This window comes from Mycolicibacterium pulveris, assembly GCF_010725725.1.
Lineage (GTDB): Bacteria > Actinomycetota > Actinomycetes > Mycobacteriales > Mycobacteriaceae > Mycobacterium > Mycobacterium pulveris.
Map to the genome: position 1 here is coordinate 1,241,893 of NZ_AP022599.1, position 20,300 is coordinate 1,262,192.

Consider the following 20,300-nt stretch of genomic DNA (forward strand, 5'->3'; position numbering starts at 1 on the left):
TAATCGTCATGATCATCAGCAAACCCGACTCGTCGAGCCGACGGCGTTATCGGCGGGTCACACCTCCTCGTTTGCCGGCGCGATCGTGATGATCGACACCGCCTCGACGAAGGTCGACGGGTCGTAGCTGTACACGTAGCCGTGGACGCCATCGCCGGTCATGGCAACTCCGTAGAGTTCTCCGCTGTACGGCGCCAGGGAGAGCACGCTGTAGTCGGTGGTGTCAATTGCGGCTAGAGCGAACTGCTGGGAACCGTTCCCCGGCACGACAACGTAGGCGACGCTGCTGTCCGGGCTGAACGTTATCTCGCCGGCTATTGGCAAGAATCCATTGAATGCGTCCGGACTGAATTTGTGGACGACATCATGGAACGTGGGGCTGGCCGGATCGGTGTCGATCACGGCCAACATTGGAAACACGTCGGCGCCATCGTCGTCGAAGCCGTCCACATAGGTGAAGAGTTGCTTGCCATCCGGGCTCAGCGTCGGCAAGCCGACGGCAACTTCGGCACCCGGGAAAGCAGCTGCCAGATAGTCGATTAGCTCGCCCGTGGCAGTATCCACGACCCGTGTCGCGGGCCCGCCGGACGGGTCTATGCCGAAGTAATACACGTGGCTGGCGTCGGGTGACACGTCCAAGGTGAAGGGTATGCCTTGCACGGGGATCGGGTCGCCAAACCCTGTGCCGCCGGCATCGAGAAGCCTGATCTCGACGGCTACCGAACCGTCATCGCCAAGAGTTCCGCTCGCGACCACGAGTGTGCCGTCCGATGCGATCGCGATCGCGGTCCCGATTTCGCCAACATCACCAATCTGAATGCTGGCGATGTCGTTGCCACTCGCGGTCTCGATGATCCGGACGGAACCGACTTCGACGGGTTGTCCATCCTCGTCCGTCTCTGTTGTATTCACCAGGACATACAGCCGCTCACCATCCGGGCTGACGACGTGTGCCGGCCGGAATAGCGTGGTGGGTTGACCAACGTCGAACTCAGTGAGGTCCGTGACGCTGCCGTCGGGGTTGACCGAGTACACGGTCGTGCGGGGGGAGCCGTCCTCGCCAAATGATGTGGTCACGACATAGCCACGGCCGTCGGGACCGGCCACCACCGGAGCCGCTGGCCACACCGGCTCGTCGATGAGCGGGTCGATCCGAATCGATTCGGGCGCAACGGCGATGTTGTCGACCGTGACGGTCACCGGGACGCTGGCATAGTCGGTGACCTCAATGGTGAAGCTGTCGACAAGGCCCTCCGGGGCAATTGCGGCCTTGAACTGGGCGGCCTGCGTCGGCGTGTAGGTGTAGGTGCCCGCGACCGGATCGATCTCGACGGTTCCCATACCCGGGCCGGTCACGATGTTGTAGGTGATTGTGTCCCCGTCCGGGTCGGTGACGCCCAGCGATCCGGTGACCACCCCGGTGCTCGGATCCTGCAGCTCGCGGGTGACTGCGTCAGGATCAAAGATCGGCGCCGAATTGTCCGCGTCGACGACGTTGATCGACACCGTGGCCGGTGCGCTGCTGGCGGTGCCGTCAGAGACCGTGTAGCTGAACGAATCCGGGCCACTGTAGCCCTCGTCGGGGGTGTAGGTGAACGTGCCGTCGCCGTTGTCGCTCAACGTGCCATGGCCGGGCTGGGTGAGCGACGCCACCGACAACGCATCACCATCGGTATCCGAGTCGTTGCCCGTCAGCTCCGTCGCGCTGAACGTCAAGGACTCATCCTCAGCGGCGAGCAGGCTGTCCCCGTTGGCCACTGGGGCATCGTTGACCGGTGTCACCGTGATGGTCACCATCGCGGGCACGCTGGTGGCGGTCCCGTCAGACACCGTGTAGGTGAACGAATCCGGACCGTTGTAATCGGCGTCGGGCGTGTAGGTGAACGTGCCGTCGCCGTTGTTGGTCAGCGTGCCATGGCCGGGCTGGGTGAACGACGCCACCGACAACGCATCACCATCGGTATCAGAGTCATTGGCCGTCAAGCTCGTCGCACTGAACGTCAACGCCTGATCCTCGGGGGTGCTGTAAACATCACCCACCGCGACCGGGGCTGCGTTAAAGGGCACCTCGGTGGGCACGATCGTGACGATCGACACCGCCCCGGCATCATCCGCGGTATTCAAGTTCAGCAGGTAGCCGTGGACTCCGTCGCCACTCATCACCAGTACCGATTGATCGTCTCGTGCGCCCGGCACCGCAACGTAGAACACGCTGCGGTGTGCTGTGTCCACGAAAGCCATACCGGCGAAGTCCTCGTCCACAACGGGGGCGAAGGCGACGCTACCGTCCGGGCTGAAGGTCACCACGCCGCTGGGCCCGAATCCGTAGAACTCATCCGTGCTGAATTCATGGATGACGTCGAGGTACGTCGGGCTTGCGGGATCGACGTCGATCACGGCGAGCTTAGGTTGGCCGACACCGCTGTTGTCTTCAATGGCCACAGTCGTATAAAGCTGCTTGCCGTCCGGATGCGGCGACGGCAAACCCGCAGCGGTGAGGATGGCCCAGAGATCATTCTCCAGGAAATCGGTGTTGACGCCTGTGGCGGTATCCCAGACCGACGAAACATAGGAGACCACTTGGTTGGCGGGGCCAAGGCCGAAACTGGCGTAGTACACGCGGCTGCCGTCTGGTGACACACTCACCAACAAGGGCAGGTCATCAAACACGAGCGGGTCGCCGATCACCGCGCCGCTGGCGTCGAACCGCGTGATCTTGCCGGCGAGGTCGGATGGCGTGCCGTCCGGGTTGAGCGTTGCGGCCCCGCTTGCGACGGCGAATGAGCCGTCCGACGCGATCGCGATCGAGACGGCAAGTTCACCGGTATCTCCGACCGGAATACTGCCGAGGTGATCGCCACTGGTGGTGTCGATGACGTGGACGAGACCGGTACCGATGAACTGGCCACTCTCATCCGCTTCCGGCGGGTTCACGAGGACGTACAGCCGCTCACCGTCTGGGCTGACGGCATGTCCCGAGCTGAATGTGTTCTGCCCCCCAAACGTGTCGAACTCGTGGAGAACCTCGACTGTGCCGTCCGGGCTGATCTCATACACGGTTCCGGACGAACCCGAAGGCACGTCGAGAACATATCCGCGGCCGTCGGGGCCAACCACCACCTGAGCAAAGGGCGACAGCTGCAGATCCAAAACCGGCCCGATGTGGATCTTTTCGGGGGCAATGTCGATGTTGTCGACCGTGAAGGTCACCGGGGCGTTGATGCCGTCGCTGACCTCGACGGTGAAACTGTCGACGCGAGAAGCCGACGCGGACTGCAGCTGCGCGGCCTGAGTCGGCGTGTAGGTGTAGGTGTTGGTGGTGGGGTCGATCTCGACGCTGCCCATCGTTGGTCCGGCCACGACCGTATAGGTGAGCGTGTCCCCGTCCGGATCGGTGACGCCCAGCGATCCGGTGACCTCCCCGGTGCTCGGATCCTGTAGCTCGCGGGTGACCGCGTCGGGGTCAAAGACCGGCGCCGTATTGGCCGCGCCGATGTTGACCGTTACCGTGGCCGCATCCGTGGCGGCACCGTCAGAAACCGTGTAGCTGAACGAATCCAGACCGCTGTAGCCCTCGTCGGGCGTGTAGGTGAAGGTGCCATCACCGTTGTCGGTTACCGTGCCGTGGCCGGGCTGGGTGAACGATTCCACCGTCAACGCATCACCATCGACGTCGGTGTCGTTGCCCGTCAGCTCCGTCGCGTTGAAGGTCAACGGCTCATTCTCATCGGCAACCAAGGTGTCCGGGTTGGCCACCGGCGCGTCGTTGACCGACACCACCGCGATCGACACCGTCGCGGTATCCGAAGCGGTGCCATCAGAGACCGTGTAGCTGAACGAATCCGCCCCGTTGTAATCCGCATCGGGGGTGTAGGTGAACGACCCGTCCGCATTCAGGTCGACGGTGCCGTGGCTCGGGCCGGTGTCCAGCGTCGCGGTCAGCGGCTCACCCTCGGGGTCGGAGTCGTTGCCCAACACCCCCGGGCCCGCCACCGTCAACACACTGTCCTCGGCGACGCTGTAGGTATCCCCGACCGCCTCAGGTAGGTCGTTGACCGGCGTCACGGTGATCGACACCGTGGCCGTGTCCGTATCGGTGCCATCAGAGACGGTGTAGCTGAACGAATCCGCCCCGTGGTAGTCCGCATCGGGGGTGTAGGTGAACGACCCGTCCGCATTCAGGTCGACGGTGCCGTGGCTCGGGCCGGTGTCCAACGTCGCGGTCAGCGGCTCACCCTCGGGGTCGGAGTCGTTGCCCAACACCCCCGGGCCCGCCACGGTCAACACACTGTCCTCGGTGGTGTCGTAGGCGTCGTCGACGGCCACCGGCGCCATATTCGCCGGTGTCACCTCGATGCGCACGGTGCTGGTGGAGGCGTGCCCGCCGCTGCCGCTGAGCAGGCTGCTCAGGCCGTGGATGTGGAAGCCGCTGCCCACGTCGGAGACGGTGACGGTGAACTCGTCGGTCAACACGCTGGCGCCGTCCCACCCCGGGCCCGGCGTGTAGGTCCAGGTGCCGCTGGCCTGATCGATGCTGATGGTGCCGTGAGCCGGCCCGCCGGGCTGCCCGCTGGCCGGCACCGAATACCGCAGCGCATCACCGTCACCGTCGACACCGCCGAACTCGACCGGGGCGCTGACCTGCCCCGGATTGAGCACCAACGTCACCTGGCGCGAATCCTCAACAGCGGGAGTGTCATTGGACAGCGTCTGGCTGGTCTGGCGCCGTACCCACGCCAGCATCCCCCACAGCATCGCGTTCTCCAGCGGGGCACCCGGACCCACGATCGGCTCAAAGAACCCCACCACCAGGTCTACCGTCGCGCTCACCAGTGCCGCCGGAATGGCCAACAGCGCTGAGATCGGATCCCGCGCACCCACTCGCACCACCGTCGACGCCGGCTCGTCCGCGGTCACCGCCGGCTCCCCGGCCGTCACCACCGGCGCATCAACCACCACCGACACCTCGACATCGGCATCTACCGGATCTTCGTCGGCGACGACGGTGTCGTCGTCGGCCACCACCGTCGACTCGATCGTCGACAGCGGCTCCGAAACCTCCACGCCGGCAGCCTCACTGGCACTCGACGCGTCCTGGGCGTCCCCACCCGACACCGACTCGACCGGCGGTGCGGTGGTCGGCTCCGCCGACGGCGCTTCCTCGGTCACGGCCTCGGTCTCGGCCTCCTCGGTGTCGACCACGGTCTCGTCGTCGGCGCCTTCGGTGTCGTCGCCGCCGCCTTCGGCGTCGTCTTCGTCGAGCACACCGACCTCATCAAGGGCGTCGACGTCGTCCTCGTCCCCGCCGGTCGTCTGCGCACTGATGCTCACCGCGGCGGTCTCACCTCTTAGGCCCTCGCCGCCTTCGACGCCGTCGTCACCGTCGACACCACCATCGTTGCCATCGGCATCGGTCTCGGACTCGGCGCTGGCGCTGTTGCCGTTGGCCGGCGTGGCGGCCGCGGGCGCGATGCCATAGCTCGTCGACACCGCCATGCCCACGCCCAACGCCACCGCCAACGCACCGACCCGGCCGATATAGCGCGAATACCCCACCTCGCCGCCCGGCGCCGCAGCCCACTCGATCGCGACACCCCCGCCACCCGGCGATGACACCAGCAAGCCACCACCGTGCTTGCGATGCGATGCGGTCCGACGCGTGTGCCGTGGCGAGCCCATGATGCAATTTCCCCCTCGGTAGTCACTGCCCATCCCCACGATGTGGGAGAAATTGACACTAACGTCAGGGGGTGTCGCGATAAATAGGGTGTTTCCCTATACTTTCGCAAACGCAAAAGTTTATAGCGAACATTTATTCGCCTTTTATATTTAAATTTCGTTGTGCGGATTTAGCGCATCGTCGTTTTAAATCTGCAGCTCATGCCGATGTCTTAGTAACATTTGGCTCAAGTGAAAAACGCGCAGCACCATCGCGGACACAAACTTTTTTGTGAATGGCCGTTTGCCACGTGTACCGAGCTCATCGTCACGCTCGCAGCTAAGATCCAGCGCGCCCAACAGACGCGAATTCCCCCGAAACAACCGGCTTTCGGGGGAATTCGCGTCTTGTCGCGTGAAGGCGCTTAGACCTCGGCGAAGTTGCGCGTCACCGTCGGGTCGACCGGGATGCCCGGGCCCGTCGTCGTCGACACCACGACCTTCTTGAGATAGCGGCCCTTCGACGACGTCGGCTTGGCCCGCAGGATCTCGTCCAGCGCGGCGCCGTAGTTCTCCGCCAGCGCCTTCTCGTCGAACGAGGCCTTGCCGATCACGAAGTGCAGGTTGGCCGCCTTGTCGACGCGGAAGTTGATCTTGCCGCCCTTGATGTCCTGCACGGCCTTGGCCACATCGGGCGTCACCGTGCCCGTCTTCGGGTTCGGCATCAGCCCGCGCGGACCCAGGATGCGCGCGATGCGACCCACCTTGGCCATCTGATCCGGCGTGGCGATCGCGGCGTCGAAGTCCAGGAACCCGCCCTGGATCTTCTCGATCAGGTCGTCGCTGCCCACGATGTCGGCGCCGGCGGCCTCGGCCTCGGCGGCCTTCTCACCGACCGCGAACACCGCGACGCGCGCGGTCTTGCCGGTGCCGTGCGGCAGGTTCACGGTGCCGCGCACCATCTGGTCGGCCTTGCGCGGGTCGACGCCCAGCCGGATCGCCACCTCGACGGTCGCGTCCTGCTTCTTGCTCGACGTCTCCTTGGCCAGCCGCGCGGCCTCCAGCGGGTGATACAGCTTCGACCGGTCGATCTTCTCGGCGGCCTCGCGATATGCCTTGCTCTTCTTGCTCATTGATCTCTCCTGTGGTTAGAAGTTGTGGTCGTTCGGGCCGATGCCAGCCCTGCCACTTTGTTCGTCGAAATAGCGTTCCAGGTTGCTGAACGCTGATGTCAACCGCCCGGAATGCTATTTCGGCGAAGTCTGCTATTCGACGGTGATGCCCATCGACCGGGCGGTGCCGGCGATGATCTTGGCGCCCTGCTCGATGTCGTTGGCGTTCAGGTCGTCCTTCTTGGTCTCGGCGATCTCACGCACCTGATCCCAGGTCACCTTGGCGACCTTGTTGATGTGCGGCTCCCCCGAGCCCTTCTGCACACCGGCGGCCTTCAGCAGCAGCTTGGCCGCGGGCGGGGTCTTCAACTTGAAGTCGAAGCTGCGGTCCTCGTAGACGGTGATCTCCACCGGCACGACGTTGCCGCGCTGGTTCTCCGTCGCGGCGTTGTACGCCTTGCAGAACTCCATGATGTTGACGCCGTGCTGGCCGAGCGCCGGACCCACCGGCGGGGCGGGGTTGGCCTGCCCGGCCTGAATCTGCAGCTTGATCAGCCCGATGACTTTCTTCTTCGGGGCCATTTCTTCCTCTCGTTCCGGTGATTTCGGCGTAGTTCGTCACGCTGACCGTGACAAAACGCGCCGAAATCGCTCCTAAAGCTTGGCTACTTGGTTGAACGTCAGTTCCACCGGGGTTTCGCGGCCGAAGATCGACACCAACACCTTCAGCTTCTGCTGTTCGGCGTTGACCTCGCTGATCGACGCGGGCAGCGTGGCGAACGGGCCGTCCATGACGGTGACCGACTCGCCCACCTCGAAGTCCACCTCGATCGGCGCCCGCTCGATACCGGCGTCGGCCGCCGCGGCCGCCGTCGACGCCGCCTTGCCCGGCTTCTTCGCCGCCGCCGGCGGCAGCAGGAACTTCACCACGTCGTCCAGCGACAGCGGCGACGGCCGAGACGTCGCACCCACGAACCCCGTCACACCCGGGGTGTTGCGCACCGCGCCCCAGGACTCGTCGTTGAGCTCCATGCGCACCAGGATGTAGCCGGGCAACACCTTGCGGTTGACCTGCTTGCGCTGGCCGTTCTTGATCTCGGTGACCTCTTCGGTGGGCACCTCGACCTGGAAGATGTAGTCGCCGACGTCGAGGTTCTGCACGCGGGTCTCGAGGTTGGCCTTCACCTTGTTCTCGTAGCCGGCGTAGCTGTGGATGACATACCACTCGCCGGGCTTGCTGCGCAGCTCGCGCTTCAGCGCCTCCGCCGGATCCTCTTCCTCTTCCTCCTGCTCGGCAGCCTCCCCGGCGGTCTCGTCAGCCGCGGGCGCCTCAGCCTCGGACGCCTCGGACGCCTCGGGCGCCTCGTCGGTCACCGCGTCGTCGGCGACGTCGTCCTTCGCGGCCTCCGTGGTGGCATCGTCGACGAGATCGACGGCCTCGGCCGAAGGCGTGTCGCCCTCGAAGCTAGTCACGTGTCAGTCCTCTCACTTATCCGCTCGTCAGCCGAACACCAGGTTGATGAGCTTGCTCAGGCCGAAATCGGCGGCCCAGATCATCGCGACCATGAACGCCAGGAACGCCAGCACCACGATGGTGTAGCTGACCATCTGCTTGCGGTTCGGCCAGATGACCTTGCGCAACTCGGCGACGACCTGCTGTAGGTAGGTCCAGACGAAAACCAACGGATTGCGCGACGGACCGTCGCCGCGCTTCTTGGCGGTCTTCTTCTTTTTGCCCGACCCGTCCTTGGTCGGCGCGGCCTCGGTTCCGGTGGCCAGGTCGACGGCGTCGCTCTCCCCCTCTGCGACAGCGCCGCGCCGCGACCGCTTCCCGGTCGGTCGCGCAGGCGTCGCCACCGCGGTCCGACCGTCGCTGTCGCGACCGTCGCCGGGGCCAGGGTTGCTGCCGGCGCCTGTCGAATCGGGGCGTGCCGGCTCGGAATCGCTCACCGCATGCCTTTCGTCTGAGTGATGTGGTCACCTTCCAGTGTCCACACTTGTCGAGTATTCAGTTGAGCAGGGGCGACAGGACTTGAACCTGCAACCTGCGGTTTTGGAGACCGCTGCTCTGCCAGTTGAGCTACGCCCCTTCAGGATGGCACGGCAGGCAACCATCCGGTCCGGGGCTCACACAATTCGCGCGCTCCCCGATCGGTGGACCGAAAACCGATGGACAGCGCGCTTGGACTGGGAAAACCCCGAGCTACGAGTGTAGCGCGCCACCCGAGCCAGTTACTAATCCGCCGCCTGCGCCTCGGTCTCGGCGCTTTCGGCGGTGTCGTGCGTGACGGGCTTGCGCGTCACCTGGCCCGTCTTGGGGTCCCAGCCCGCCGAGATGGAGTTGTCGCCCTCATGGCCCATCAGCGTCGTGAAGGACTCCATCACCACCTCGCCGCTCGGGTCGGTGAGCACGTTGCGGGTGGTGACGATGTCGGCGCCGAACCGCTCGTCGACGGTCTCGATGTGCAGCACGCCGGTGAGCGCGTCACCCTCCTTGATCGGGCGGTGGTATTTGAACTTCTGGTCCACCTGCACGATCTGCATGGTCTCGAAGCCCACGTCGTTGTGCTGGAAGAAGTGCCGCTGGATCATCACCGCGAAGATCGACATAAACGTCAGCGGCGCCACCAGCCCGTCATGCCCGGACGCCTCGGCGGCCACCATGTCGTAGCTCTGCGGGTCCTCGGCCCTGACCGCGTTGGCGTACTGGCGGATCTGCTCGCGGCCCACGACGAACGGCTCGGGGTACTTCCAGACCATGCCCCGGATATCGATTTTGAGGGCCATGGGCTACGCCAGCTTCGCGACAGCGATCGCGCGGCCGAAGATCTTCTTACCCCCGGCGGTGGCCGACAACGCGATCGTGACGGACTTTGTTTCTGGCTCAACGGATTTCACGCGACCGTTGAACACGATCTCGGCGCCGACGCCGTCGTTGGGCACGGGCACCACCGCGGTGAAGCGCACGTTGTACTCGGTGACCGCGGCCGGGTCGCCCACCCATGAGGTGACGTAACCGCCGCCCAGGCCCATGGTCAGCATGCCGTGCGCGATCGCGGTGTCCAGGCCCACCTGCTTGGCGATCTCGTCGTCCCAGTGAATCGGGTTGAGGTCGCCGGACACCCCGGCGTAGTTCACCAGGTCCTGCCGCGTCAGCGGGATCACTTTCTCGGGAAGCTGATCACCTACCTTCACCGAATCGAACTCACGCAGTGGCATCGCTGAAACCCTCTTCTCCCTCTTCACCGGTCCGACCCGCCAGGGTCGTGTACGTCTCCTGCACCAGGTCACCGTTCTCGTCGGTGACGACGTTCTTGGTCACGATGATGTCGGCGCCGTGCGCCTGCCGAACCGAATCCACGTAGACGTCGCAGTAGAGCTTGTCCCCGGCGTAGATCGGTTTGACGTACTTGAGCACCTGGTCGACCTGCACGATCTTCATGTCCGAGATCCCTACGTTGGCGTGCTCGAAGAACGCCACCTGCGCCATGTAGCCCAACACCGAGGTGAACGTCAGCGGCGCGGGCAACCGGTCATGGCCCAGCTCGGCGGACGCTTTCTCGTCGAAGAACACCGGATCGTCGTTCTTGACCGCGGTCGCGTACTCGCGCACCTTCTCCCGGCCCACGACGTAATGGTCGGGATAGCGGAAGTGCATCCCGACGAGCCGCTCTGACAGAGACACGCTTCGGGGAACCGCCTACCGCGACTCTTTGTGCGGCTGGTGCTTGCCGCAGTTGGGGCAGAACTTCTTGATCTCGAGCCGGTCGGGATCGTTGCGGCGGTTCTTTTTGGTGATGTAGTTGCGGTGCTTGCACACCTCGCAGGCCAAGGTGATCTTGGGCCGGATGTCGGTGCTCGAGGCCACTTCGTCTGTCCTTTGTTTACGCGTCGTTGTGCTCTTGTAGCGGTGGGGGGACTCGATCCCCCGACCTCACGATTATGAGTCGTGCGCTCTAACCAGCTGAGCTACACCGCCATACCGGCGCCGCCGCCGCGGGCGGCCCACCGAGCCCCCTAACGGAATCGAACCGTTGACCTTTTCCTTACCATGGAAACGCTCTGCCGACTGAGCTAAGGGGGCCGCGACCCGCAACCGTACCGCGGGCCTTAAAGAGGGTACAGCCTCGCCGTTTGGCGCGCCAAACCGCAGGCTGTCGGGGGGCGTCTGCGGGGCCGGGGCGGGGCGCCGGGCGGGCGGTGGCGAGTGCGGGGGCCAGTTCGGGGTCACATCCCTGGGTGCCAACCTCTGAGCGAAAAATTCGCGGACGTTACCCACCGCGGTAGTAGTTGCGCGAAAAATTCGCGCCTAGCTTGGCACTTCGCACACCCACCCCCAACCTCCGACCGCAGCCGTTTCGCGTACCGCGCCCGCCAAGGGTGATAGGACAAAAGACGTGACCGATACCGACGCGGCGCGGGTTGCGGTGTACCTGGACTTCGACAACATCGTCATCTCTCGCTACGACCAGATCCACGGGCGCAACTCGTTCATGCGCGACAAGGCCGCCGGCTTCCACAAACACCCCGGCCGGCTGGCCCAGGCCCGCGTCGACATCGGCGCCATCATCGACTTCGCCTCCTCGTACGGCACCCTCGTGCTGACCAGGGCCTACGCCGACTGGTCCGCCGACGTCAACGCCGACTACCGCGACCAACTCGTCGCCCGCGCGGTCGACCTCGTCCAGCTGTTTCCCGCCGCCGCCTACGGCAAGAACGCCGCCGACATCCGGCTGGCCGTCGACGCCGTCGAGGACATGTTCCGGCTGCCCGACCTCACCCACGTGGTGATCGTGGCCGGCGACTCCGACTACATTCCGCTGGCCCAGCGCTGCAAGCGGCTCGGCCGCTACGTCGTCGGCATCGGCATCACCGGCTCCATCAGCCGCTCGCTGACCGCCGCGTGCGACGAGTACGTCTCCTACGACGCGCTGCCCGGCGTCGCCCCGGTGAAGCCGGCCAAGCGCCGACGCACCAAGGCCGACGTCGACCAGGAACCCGAGGCTCCCGATCCGCAGGCGGCGGCGACGGCGTTGTTGGAGCGTGCGCTGCGCATCGGCCACGAGAAGGACGACGCCGACTGGCTGCACAACTCGGCGGTCAAGGCGCAGATGAAACGCATGGACCCGTCGTTTTCGGAGCGGTCGCTGGGCTATCGCTCGTTCAGCGACTTCCTGCGCTCCCGCGGCGACCTCGTCGAACTCGACGAGAGCAGCACGATACGGATGGTCCGGCTGCGCAACGACGACTGAGTCGCCGATACCCTCGTGCCATGGCTAACGACGACCGCCTCTACTTCCGGCAGCTGCTGTCGGGTCGCGACTTCGCGGCCGGCGACATGATGGCCCAGCAGATGCGCAACTTCGCCTACCTGATCGGCGACCGCCAGACCGGTGACGCCGTGGTCGTGGACCCCGCGTACGCCGCGGGCGATCTGGTCGACGCCCTGGAGGCCGACGGCATGCGCCTGTCCGGTGTGCTGGTGACACATCACCACCCCGACCACGTCGGCGGGTCGATGATGGGCTTCGAGCTCAAGGGGCTGGCCGAGCTGCTGGAGCGGGTCAGCGTGCCCGTGCACGTCAACAGCCTTGAGGCGGACTGGGTTTCGCGGATCACCGGGATCGCGCGCAGCGAACTCACCGAGCATCAGCACGGCGACGTGGTCAAGATCGGTGACATCGAGATCGAGTTGCTGCACACGCCGGGCCACACGCCGGGCAGCCAGTGCTTCCTGCTCGACGGGCGCCTGGTCGCCGGCGACACGCTGTTCCTCGAGGGCTGCGGGCGCACCGACTTCCCCGGCGGCAACGTCGACGACATGTTCCGCAGCCTGCAGGCGCTGGCCAAGCTGTCCGGCGACCCGACGGTGTATCCGGGGCACTGGTACTCGATGGAGCCCAGCGCGTCGCTGTCCGAGGTGCGCCGGACCAACTACGTGTACCGGGCGAGCAACCTCGACCAGTGGCGCATGTTGATGGGCGGCTGATCCGACCGTGCCCCCACCGACCGATCATGACATCCGCAAGCTCATCGTCTCCTACGCGATCGCGTGTTCGGCCCTGCTGACGGTGCTGGTGCTCGTCGTCATCTACGGGGTGTTCATCAACGAGACCGCGTTCGTCGCCCCTGACCATCCCGAAACCAACACGCCCACAGGGGAAATCGTGACCAGCGGGTGGATCACGCTGCCGTCGTCGTAAATTCGGTGCCGAGCGTGTCCGACACCCTTTACGCCGACGTCTCCGAATGGCAGGCGAGCGTCGACGACAGCTACCCGTACCGGGTGCTGTGCATCCGATCCAACGACGGTACCTATCGAGATCGGCGGTGGGACAACAACTATGCGTGGTGTCGACGGGCTGCCGACAGCGACCGGTTGGCGTTTTTCATCGCGTACTTCGTGTGGCGGCCCAACTGGCGGCAGACCGTCGACACGTTCACCGCGCAGGTCGGCACGCCGCATCCGAAGATGGCGGTGATGCTCGACGTCGAGTCGTGGGGCGGGCAGATCGGTGGTGACCGTTCGGCGGGCATCAACGCCGCCTACCGCGCGGTGGGTGCGTACGTCGGCTCGACGGCGAAGGTGCTCGGTTACGGCAACGTCGCCGACCTCGACACGCTGTGGCCGCACAAGCCGCCGGGGATCCGGCTGGTGGTCGCGGCCTACGGGCACAACCCGCGGTATCCGGGCAAGGTGGCCCACCAGTACACCGACGGCTCCGGGTACGGCGGCGGGCTGCCGGAGGGCGCGGCGCCGTTCGCCCGCTGCGACATGAACTCCGCCGACGGGCTCGCGCCGGAGGATTTCGCCCGCGCATGCGGCGTGAAATCGGCATTTCCAGCGAAAGGAGCCTAGACACCGCGATCTTTGCCGTGCAGACTGAGACGAGCGAGGCACCGAGCCATGGGGGGTTCGTGGTGAAGAAGCTCGTGTTGTGTTTCGACCGCGACGAGGGCGGTTCGTCGCCGCGGGATGCCACCGACTCCGTACGGTTGCTGAGTTTGCTGGTCCAGGGAAATCAGCAACTGAGCTGGCAGCACGATGCCGCGTCGAAGGCGCACCGGATACCCAGCCGCAAGGCGGCCGCCGACGAGGCGAGGGCGGCCATCGCGGAGGCCTACGGCTTCCTGGTCGACCACTGGGAGCCCGGGGACCGCATCTTCATGTTCGGGTCCGGGCGCGCGGCGTACTGCGCGCAGGCGCTGACCCGGCTGCTGGGCACCGTCGGGGTGCTTCCCGACCTGATGGACTTCGTGCTCGACGCGTACGCGGTGCCGCGCACCAAGCGCACGCCGCAGGACTGGCAGCGGGTGGCGCGGGTCGCGGCCGAACTGTCCGCGCGACACGACGTCGTCGTGCCGGTCTGGTTCCTGGGGCTGTGGGACACGCTGCGGATTCCGGGCTTCACCCGCCGCACCACGCCCGCGCCGCTGGACAACGTCGTGCTCGGCCGCCACGCCGTCGCGATTGAAGGGTTGCCCGGTGAGCGCCGGATCGGAACGGCGTCGCGGCGCATCGAGGAGGTCTGGTTCCGCGGTTCGCACCGCGACATCACCGGCGAGCCGGGCGCCTGCCGGGAGTTGGCCGCAATCACGTTCGACTGGATGCTCGACGGCGCGACGCGGGCCGGGCTGGAGGTCTGGCCGCGGCTGCGCTACGCGGTGCCCGTGCCCACCGAGTGCGACGCGGTGGCGGGCAGCCCGCACCGGCTGGCGCTGCGCCGGCTGCCCGACGGCGCGGCCGTGCACTCCAGCGTCGACGTGTACCTGCGCGCGCATCCCGAGTACTGGCGGCGGCTGCCGGCCCGGGTGACGTGGGCCGACCCGGAGTGGCTGGCCCGCGGCGAGCGACTGGTTCCGCTCGCGTCGTGACCATTCGGCGCTAGCATCCTGTCGGACACCTCGTCGCCGTAAGGAGATCCGATGACCAGCGCTGTCGGCTATGACCTCACCGAATCGGTCGCCACCCTCACCATGGACGACGGCAAGGTCAACGTGCTCGGCCCGACCATGCAGGCGGCCGTCAACGATGCCCTGGATCGCGCCGAGAAGGACAACGCCAAGGCCGTGGTGCTCGCGGGCAACGAGCGGGTATTCAGCGGCGGCTTCGATCTGACGGTGTTTCAGTCCGGCGACGTCGAGGCCGGCCTCGGCATGCTGACCGGAGGATTCGAGCTGGCGGTGCGCTGCCTGACGTTTCCCAAGCCGGTCATCATGGCCGCGACGGGCCCGGCGATCGCGATGGGCTCGTTTCTGCTGCTGTCCGGCGATCACCGGGTCGGCCAGCCGAAGTCCAGGTGCCAGGCGATCGAGGTGGCGATCGGCATGACGATCCCGATCGCCGCGCTGGAGATCATGCGGATGCGGTTGACGCCCGCGGCGTTTCAACGCGGCGCGTCGATGGCGTCGACGTTCGCCGGCGACGAGGCGATCGCGGCCGGTTGGCTCGACGAGATCGTCGACGCCGACCGTGTGCTGACCCGCGCGCAGGAGCTGGCCGCCGAGGCGGCCTCGAGCCTGCACGCCGGTGCGCACCTGGCCACCAAGATGAAGGCGCGCGATTCGGCACTGGCCGCGATCCGCGCCGGAATCGACGGCTTGGCAAGCGAATTCAGTCTGCGCTAGGCCTCATGTGAAGAAGGTCCGGGGGCGGGTGTGGCGCGGCGGCAAGCCGCAGGACGACTTCGTCTTCGAATCGATCTCGGACTACCTGGCCGAAGACGACGCGCTGGTGTGGTGCGACATCTACGACCCCGACCACGAGACGTTCAAGGCGCTCGCCGAGGAGATCGGGCTGAACATCTGGGCCGTCGAGGACGCGATCGCCGCGGCTGAACGCACCAAAGCCGTTTCCTACCACACGCACACGTTCTTCACCGTCTACGCCGTCTCGTGCACCGAGCCCGCCGACGACAACGCGTCGACGATCCAGACCCACCGCATCTCGAGTTTCGTGCTGCCGCACGGGCTGATCACCGTGCGGCTGTCCCCTCATTTCGAGATCGACGCGGTGTCACAGCGGTTCGACGAACTCGGCGGCCAGGAGTTCGGGGTGGGTTCGCTGGTGCACGGGCTGCTCGACGTGGTCGTCGACGGCCACTTCGACGCGGTGCAGGTGCTCGACGACCGCATCGAGGCCGTCGAGGACGAACTGTTCGCCGACCGACCGCAGAAGGCGTTGCAGCGACGCACTTTTCAGCTGCGCAAGGATCTAGTGAAGCTGCGCCGGGTGGTGCTGCCGATGCGTGAGGTGGTCAGCTCGATACAGCACCGCCGGTTCGACACGAAGACCGCGCCCGAGCTGGACCCGCTGTACGCCGATCTCTACGACCACGTGCTGCGGGTGTCGGAGTGGACAGAGTCGTTGCGCGACATGATCACGACGGTGTTCGAGACCAACCTGTCGCTGCAGGACGCGCGGCTGAACACGGTGATGAAGAAGCTCACCGGCTGGGCGGCGATCATCGCGGTGCCGACGGCGATCACCGGCTTCTACGGGCAGAACGTGACCTATCCCGGCATCGACACGGTCGGCGGTTTCGTGACGAGCAGCGTCATCATCGTGCTGCTCGTGATCATCTTGTACATCAGCTTCAAACAGCGCGACTGGTTGTGAGAAGCCCGCCGCACCGCAACCGGGAGTGTGCCAAAATCCGCCCATGAATCCGCAGGACGACCCCGAGGAGCGCATCCGCCAGCTCGAGCAGCTGCGGGCCGGGCAGGGCGCCGTCGAGTTGGGTGCCACCCAGCCGACCACCCAGCCGACGACGCAGCTGCCACCGCCGGCGTATCCGAGCCCGTACGGCGCGCCGCAGTACGGGGTGTCGTATCCGCAGGTCCCGCGTCGCCGGAGATCGGTGGGGCTGATCTTCACGATCGGTGCGATCGGCATGTTCGTGATGTTCGGCGTGGTCGTGGCGATCGGGTTAAACATGAGCACCCAGGCGCCGACCAGGGAGCCTGGAGTGGCCGGTGGCGGCGGGTTGCTGGATCCGGGTCCGAGCGTTGACATCCCCGAGATCGACATCCCTGCGATCGAGCCGATGCTGCCCGGCAACGACTCGGTGGTGAGCGCACCCCCGGGCGGAAGCCTGAGCGTCGCGGGCGTGGACGGCACCAAGACCGTCGAGTGCGACGACAGCGAGATCAGCGTCAGCGGCGTCAACAACACCGTGACGATCACGGGCCACTGCGCGCTCGTCACGGTGTCGGGCGTCGACAACGAGGTGGTCCTCGACAGCGCCGACACCATCCGCGCCTCCGGGTTCGACAACCGCGTGACCTACCACTTCGGTGAGCCCTCGATCGACGCCACCGACCGCAACGTCATCGAACGGGGTTGACGCCCTGCCCCTCGCCAGCCCTGCCCCTCGCCAGCCCTGCCCCTCGCCCGCCTTCCTTGCGCGCCGCTCTCCGGGGGACGGTGCCCGAAGTGCCAAGCTACGCGCGAATAATTCGCTCTTACCGACCGTCGTTTTCGATAGCAGCGAATAATTCGCTCAGAGCTTGGCACCCGCGCATACCAGCCCCGGAGAGCCACCGCGGCCCGGAGAGCCACCGCAACCCCCGGAGGCCCCCGCCCACCTACGGCGCGTCCGCGTCGCTCTTGGGATCGATCAGAATCTTGGCGTGCGCCTCGGGATCGCCCAGCGCGTCGAACGCCGCCTCGACACCGCCCAAGCCGACAGTGCCCGTGATCAGCGGGGCGGCGTCGATCTTGCCGTCGGCCAACAGATACAGGGTGTCGCGGAACTCCAGCGGCGTGTAGCCGAGCACGAAGCGCAGGTCGATCTCCTTGTTGATCGCCATCGCCGGACGTATCCGATCGGCGCCCATACACACGCCCACCACCACGACCCGGGAGAACACCGGCGCGCTGCTGATGATGCTCTCGATAATCCCCGGCACCCCAACGCATTCGAAGATGACCGGATGCTTCGGCGTCGTCGCCCCCGCCGCGTCGGCGGCGCGCCACACATGCCACCACGGCAGCCGCAGCTTGTGGATCTTCTCGATCGTGTTTAACGCCAGATCACCCGCGTCGGTGAACGATTCGAGGAACCCGTGCGAACCGTCGAACGGCGACTCCTGCGCGGGATCCACGACGACGTCGGCGCCGCACCGGCTGGCCAGCGCGCGTCGTCCCGCCGAGAAGTCGCTGGCGACCACGGTGCGCACCCCCTTGGCCTTCAGCCCCAGGATCACCGCCAGCCCGATCGGCCCACAGCCGATGACGATCGCGACCTGCCCCTTGGCGACCTCGCCGCGCTGCACCGCGTGCCAGCCGACGGCCATCGGCTCGGTGAGCGCGGCGACGTCGGCCGGTAATCCGTTGGGCACCGGGAACGTCAGCGCCTGCTCGACGAGCAGCTGCTCGGCGTACGCGCCGGGCGCCTTGGCGGTCAGGCCGATACCGTGCACGCCCTGGCCGCGGCGCAACAGCGGCATCGCCACGACGGTGGTGCCGGGTTTGGGCGCCTTGCGGGTGCGCGGGCCGTGGTCGACGACGGTGCCGCAGAACTCGTGGCCGAACACCACCTGCTGGTCGGAGCGCATGAAGTCGTCGTAGCCGGTCTCGGCCATCACGTCGGCGAGCTCGTCCATGTGGTGGCGCGCGTGCAGATCCGAGCCGCAGATGCCGCACCGCAGCACCTCGACGAGCAGCTGGCCCCGGTCCGGGATCGGGGTGGGTTGGTCGACGACGCGCAGGTCGGCGTTGGTGCAGACGACGGTTTTCACCCGTCCGAGCGTATCCACGCAGGCGGCGTCGTCAAAGCAAGGCGATCATCCCGAGCAGCACCAGCCCGACGATGAAGATCGCGGTGTACAACGCCTTCTCGCGAGGGTGTGGGGCGCTGGTGATCTCGGGCAGCAGGTCAGCCAGGGCGATGTAGATGAAGTTGCCCGCGGCAAACGGCACCAGGAACGCGACGTTGACGTGCCCGGCGAAGCCGTACGCGATCAACCCGCCCAGCAGAAACGTGAGCGCCGAGACGACGTTGTACATCAGCGCGTTCCGCGCGCTCCAGCCGCTGTGTATGAGGATCCCGAAATCGCCCAGCTCCTGCGGGATCTCGTGGGCGGCCGCGACCACCCAGGTGAGGATCCCCAGCCGGATGTCGACGATGAACGCACTGCCGACCGCGACGCCGCCGACGAGGTTGTGCAATCCGTCGGCGATCAGGATCAGATAGCCGAGCGGCTCATGCTCGCCGACCGCGCGGTGACAATGGTGCCAGTGCAGGAATTGCTCGAGGATGTGAAACGAGACCATGCCTGCGGCCACCCACACATAGACCGCGAACTGGTTGCCCAGCACCTCTATCGACTCGGGCAGCATGTGAAACAGCGCCCCGCCCACCAGAGTTCCCGCGGCCAGCGCCACCATCGGCAACACCACGCGCGAGAACACCGGCTGCGGCAACAGCAAGGCCACACCGCCGACCAGGGCCAACGCGCTCATCGCCAGACCCGACACCACGATCCAGCCCAGCACCGACATGGTCAGACACGGTAACGGCCAAAAGCCCGGCCAGTTAGGGACCAAAGGCCACAGACACGGCGGCCGACCGGCACCTAACGTCAAGAGCACTTGGGCCTGGCGTCCTTGGAAAGGAGATCGAAGTGTCGGATCAACAGGGCATCGTGGTCGGTGTCGACGGCTCCCCCGCCTCGATGGCGGCGGTCGAGTGGGCCGCGCGCGACGCCGAGTTACGCAACGTACCGCTGAAGGTCGTTTATGTCGTCGTGCCGCTGGTGGTCACCGAGGGATGGTCCGAGGCCGCGGGCGACTACGCGCACTTCCAGCAGGAGCAGGCGCGCCAGATCGTCGAGCACGCCCACAAGGTCGCCGTGGAGGCCACGTCCTCGGACCGCGCCGCCCAGGTAAGCACCGAGACCTTTCACGCCCCCGTGGTACCGACCCTGGTGGAGCTGTCCAAGCGGGCCGACATGGTCGTGGTAGGCAGCCGCGGGCAGGGCGCGGTGGCGCGGGCCCTGATGGGCTCGGTCAGCTCCGGCGTGGCGCATCGCGCGCACTGCCCGGTGGCCGTCGTCCACGACGACGTACCGTTCGCCGAGCGCGCGCAGGCCCCGGTGGTGGTCGGCATCGACGGGTCATCGGCCTCGGAGCTCGCGACGCAGATCGCCTTCGACGAGGCCTCGCGCCGCGGCGTCGAGCTGGTGGCGCTGCACGCTTGGAGCGACATGGGCCCGCTGGGGTTGCCGCGGACGAACTGGGCGCCCATCGAATGGCGCAACATCAAAGAGCAGGAAGAAGCCCTGCTCGCCCAGCGGCTGGCGGGATGGCAGGAGCAGTATCCCGACGTCGTCGTGCGCCGGGTCGTGGTGTGTGACCAGCCGACACCGCGGCTGCTGGAGCAGGCCGAAACCGCTCAGCTGGTGGTGGTCGGCAGCCACGGCCGCGGCGGGTTCCCCGGCATGCTGCTGGGCTCGGTCAGCTCCGCGGTCGCCAACGCCGCGCAGATCCCGGTGATCATCGCCCGCATGCCTCGGGACTGAGCAGGG

General features: G+C 66.4%; 20 protein-coding genes and 3 tRNA genes. 9 read left to right on the forward strand and 14 right to left on the reverse strand.

From position 1 onward, the window contains the following. Positions 1-57: 57 nt before the first annotated feature. From G6N28_RS06225 to G6N28_RS06280, 12 genes are all read right to left on the reverse strand, one after another. A complete protein-coding gene (locus G6N28_RS06225; RefSeq protein ID WP_235674734.1) occupies positions 58-5,616 on the reverse strand; it encodes a cadherin-like domain-containing protein in 5,559 nt (1,852 codons plus the stop codon). Positions 5,617-6,083: 467 nt separating this feature from the next. Next, the gene (gene rplA, locus G6N28_RS06230; RefSeq protein WP_163898219.1) at positions 6,084-6,791 is read right to left on the reverse strand and encodes a 50S ribosomal protein L1; all 708 of its coding nucleotides are present in this window, start codon (positions 6,789-6,791) and stop codon (positions 6,084-6,086) included. Between the two features lie 132 nt (positions 6,792-6,923). Beyond that, positions 6,924-7,352 carry a 50S ribosomal protein L11 gene (gene rplK / locus G6N28_RS06235; RefSeq protein WP_046751206.1) on the reverse strand — a complete coding sequence of 143 codons (429 nt, stop codon included), beginning with the start codon at positions 7,350-7,352 and terminating at the stop codon, positions 6,924-6,926. 72 nt (positions 7,353-7,424) lie between these two features. Then, positions 7,425-8,243, reverse strand: coding sequence for a transcription termination/antitermination protein NusG (gene nusG / locus G6N28_RS06240; protein WP_163898222.1), 819 nt, complete (start codon positions 8,241-8,243; stop codon positions 7,425-7,427). Positions 8,244-8,270: 27 nt separating this feature from the next. Further along, positions 8,271-8,720, reverse strand: coding sequence for a preprotein translocase subunit SecE (secE, locus tag G6N28_RS06245; RefSeq protein WP_163898225.1), 450 nt, complete (start codon positions 8,718-8,720; stop codon positions 8,271-8,273). A 67-nt stretch (positions 8,721-8,787) separates the two neighbouring features. Further along, positions 8,788-8,860 (reverse strand) — tRNA-Trp (locus G6N28_RS06250). Positions 8,861-9,005: 145 nt separating this feature from the next. Beyond that, positions 9,006-9,557 (reverse strand): (3R)-hydroxyacyl-ACP dehydratase subunit HadC, encoded by a 552-nt coding sequence (gene hadC, locus G6N28_RS06255; protein WP_163898228.1) that lies wholly within the window; start codon positions 9,555-9,557, stop codon positions 9,006-9,008. A 3-nt stretch (positions 9,558-9,560) separates the two neighbouring features. After that, entirely contained in the window at positions 9,561-9,989 is a 429-nt protein-coding gene (gene hadB, locus G6N28_RS06260) for a (3R)-hydroxyacyl-ACP dehydratase subunit HadB (RefSeq protein ID WP_046751210.1), read from the reverse strand. Next, positions 9,976-10,428: a (3R)-hydroxyacyl-ACP dehydratase subunit HadA gene (hadA, locus tag G6N28_RS06265; RefSeq protein ID WP_276000903.1), complete on the reverse strand. Its 453-nt coding sequence runs from the start codon at positions 10,426-10,428 to the stop codon at positions 9,976-9,978. The genes hadB and hadA overlap by 14 nt, the downstream gene beginning before the upstream one ends. 42 nt (positions 10,429-10,470) lie before the next feature. Next, positions 10,471-10,638 (reverse strand): 50S ribosomal protein L33, encoded by a 168-nt coding sequence (gene rpmG, locus G6N28_RS06270; RefSeq protein WP_046751212.1) that lies wholly within the window; start codon positions 10,636-10,638, stop codon positions 10,471-10,473. Between the two features lie 37 nt (positions 10,639-10,675). Next, a tRNA-Met gene (locus G6N28_RS06275) sits at positions 10,676-10,749 on the reverse strand. A gap of 32 nt (positions 10,750-10,781) precedes the next feature. Beyond that, positions 10,782-10,854, reverse strand: a tRNA-Thr gene (locus G6N28_RS06280). Between the two features lie 313 nt (positions 10,855-11,167). Here G6N28_RS06280 and G6N28_RS06285 point away from each other — a divergent pair. From G6N28_RS06285 to G6N28_RS06320, 8 genes are read left to right on the forward strand one after another with little or no spacing between them, the layout of a single operon-like run. Continuing rightward, complete coding sequence (locus G6N28_RS06285) at positions 11,168-12,022, forward strand: NYN domain-containing protein (protein ID WP_163898234.1); 855 nt, start codon at positions 11,168-11,170, stop codon at positions 12,020-12,022. Positions 12,023-12,042: 20 nt separating this feature from the next. Next, the gene (locus tag G6N28_RS06290) at positions 12,043-12,759 is read left to right on the forward strand and encodes an MBL fold metallo-hydrolase (RefSeq protein WP_163898237.1); all 717 of its coding nucleotides are present in this window, start codon (positions 12,043-12,045) and stop codon (positions 12,757-12,759) included. Positions 12,760-12,766: 7 nt separating this feature from the next. Further along, positions 12,767-12,973, forward strand: a complete 207-nt coding sequence (locus tag G6N28_RS06295; RefSeq protein WP_163898240.1) for a hypothetical protein — start codon at positions 12,767-12,769, stop codon at positions 12,971-12,973. 14 nt (positions 12,974-12,987) lie between these two features. Further along, a complete protein-coding gene (locus G6N28_RS06300; protein WP_163898243.1) occupies positions 12,988-13,629 on the forward strand; it encodes a glycoside hydrolase family 25 domain-containing protein in 642 nt (213 codons plus the stop codon). Positions 13,630-13,688: 59 nt separating this feature from the next. Then, on the forward strand, positions 13,689-14,645 hold the full coding sequence (locus G6N28_RS06305) for a T6SS phospholipase effector Tle1-like catalytic domain-containing protein (protein WP_235674480.1): 957 nt from the start codon (positions 13,689-13,691) through the stop codon (positions 14,643-14,645). Positions 14,646-14,696: 51 nt separating this feature from the next. Beyond that, positions 14,697-15,398, forward strand: a complete 702-nt coding sequence (locus G6N28_RS06310; RefSeq protein ID WP_163898246.1) for a crotonase/enoyl-CoA hydratase family protein — start codon at positions 14,697-14,699, stop codon at positions 15,396-15,398. Positions 15,399-15,405: 7 nt separating this feature from the next. Then, complete coding sequence (locus G6N28_RS06315) at positions 15,406-16,389, forward strand: magnesium transporter CorA family protein (protein WP_163898249.1); 984 nt, start codon at positions 15,406-15,408, stop codon at positions 16,387-16,389. 43 nt (positions 16,390-16,432) lie between these two features. Next, on the forward strand, positions 16,433-17,116 hold the full coding sequence (locus G6N28_RS06320; RefSeq protein ID WP_179962025.1) for a DUF3060 domain-containing protein: 684 nt from the start codon (positions 16,433-16,435) through the stop codon (positions 17,114-17,116). Between the two features lie 241 nt (positions 17,117-17,357). On the opposite strand, the gene G6N28_RS06325 is transcribed toward G6N28_RS06320, so the two are convergent. Next, entirely contained in the window at positions 17,358-18,512 is a 1,155-nt protein-coding gene (locus tag G6N28_RS06325; RefSeq protein WP_163898255.1) for a zinc-binding dehydrogenase, read from the reverse strand. A gap of 31 nt (positions 18,513-18,543) precedes the next feature. Continuing rightward, on the reverse strand, positions 18,544-19,275 hold the full coding sequence (locus tag G6N28_RS06330) for a ZIP family metal transporter (RefSeq protein WP_179962026.1): 732 nt from the start codon (positions 19,273-19,275) through the stop codon (positions 18,544-18,546). Positions 19,276-19,397: 122 nt separating this feature from the next. On the opposite strand from G6N28_RS06330, the gene G6N28_RS06335 reads away from it, so the two are divergent. Continuing rightward, positions 19,398-20,294 carry a universal stress protein gene (locus G6N28_RS06335; RefSeq protein ID WP_163898258.1) on the forward strand — a complete coding sequence of 299 codons (897 nt, stop codon included), beginning with the start codon at positions 19,398-19,400 and terminating at the stop codon, positions 20,292-20,294. Positions 20,295-20,300 lie beyond the last annotated feature (6 nt).

What these genes read in the sequence shown, in the direction of transcription:
- rplK (WP_046751206.1), bottom strand. Translation starts at nt 7,352, where the DNA reads ATGGCCCCGAAGAAGAAAGTCATCGGGCTGATCAAGCTGCAGATTCAG.
- G6N28_RS06310 (WP_163898246.1), top strand. Translation starts at nt 14,697, where the DNA reads ATGACCAGCGCTGTCGGCTATGACCTCACCGAATCGGTCGCCACCCTC.
- hadB (WP_046751210.1), bottom strand. Translation starts at nt 9,989, where the DNA reads ATGCCACTGCGTGAGTTCGATTCGGTGAAGGTAGGTGATCAGCTTCCC.
- hadC (WP_163898228.1), bottom strand. Translation starts at nt 9,557, where the DNA reads ATGGCCCTCAAAATCGATATCCGGGGCATGGTCTGGAAGTACCCCGAG.
- G6N28_RS06330 (WP_179962026.1), bottom strand. Translation starts at nt 19,275, where the DNA reads ATGTCGGTGCTGGGCTGGATCGTGGTGTCGGGTCTGGCGATGAGCGCG.
- G6N28_RS06290 (WP_163898237.1), top strand. Translation starts at nt 12,043, where the DNA reads ATGGCTAACGACGACCGCCTCTACTTCCGGCAGCTGCTGTCGGGTCGC.
- hadA (WP_276000903.1), bottom strand. Translation starts at nt 10,428, where the DNA reads ATGCACTTCCGCTATCCCGACCATTACGTCGTGGGCCGGGAGAAGGTG.
- G6N28_RS06320 (WP_179962025.1), top strand. Translation starts at nt 16,433, where the DNA reads ATGAATCCGCAGGACGACCCCGAGGAGCGCATCCGCCAGCTCGAGCAG.
- rplA (WP_163898219.1), bottom strand. Translation starts at nt 6,791, where the DNA reads ATGAGCAAGAAGAGCAAGGCATATCGCGAGGCCGCCGAGAAGATCGAC.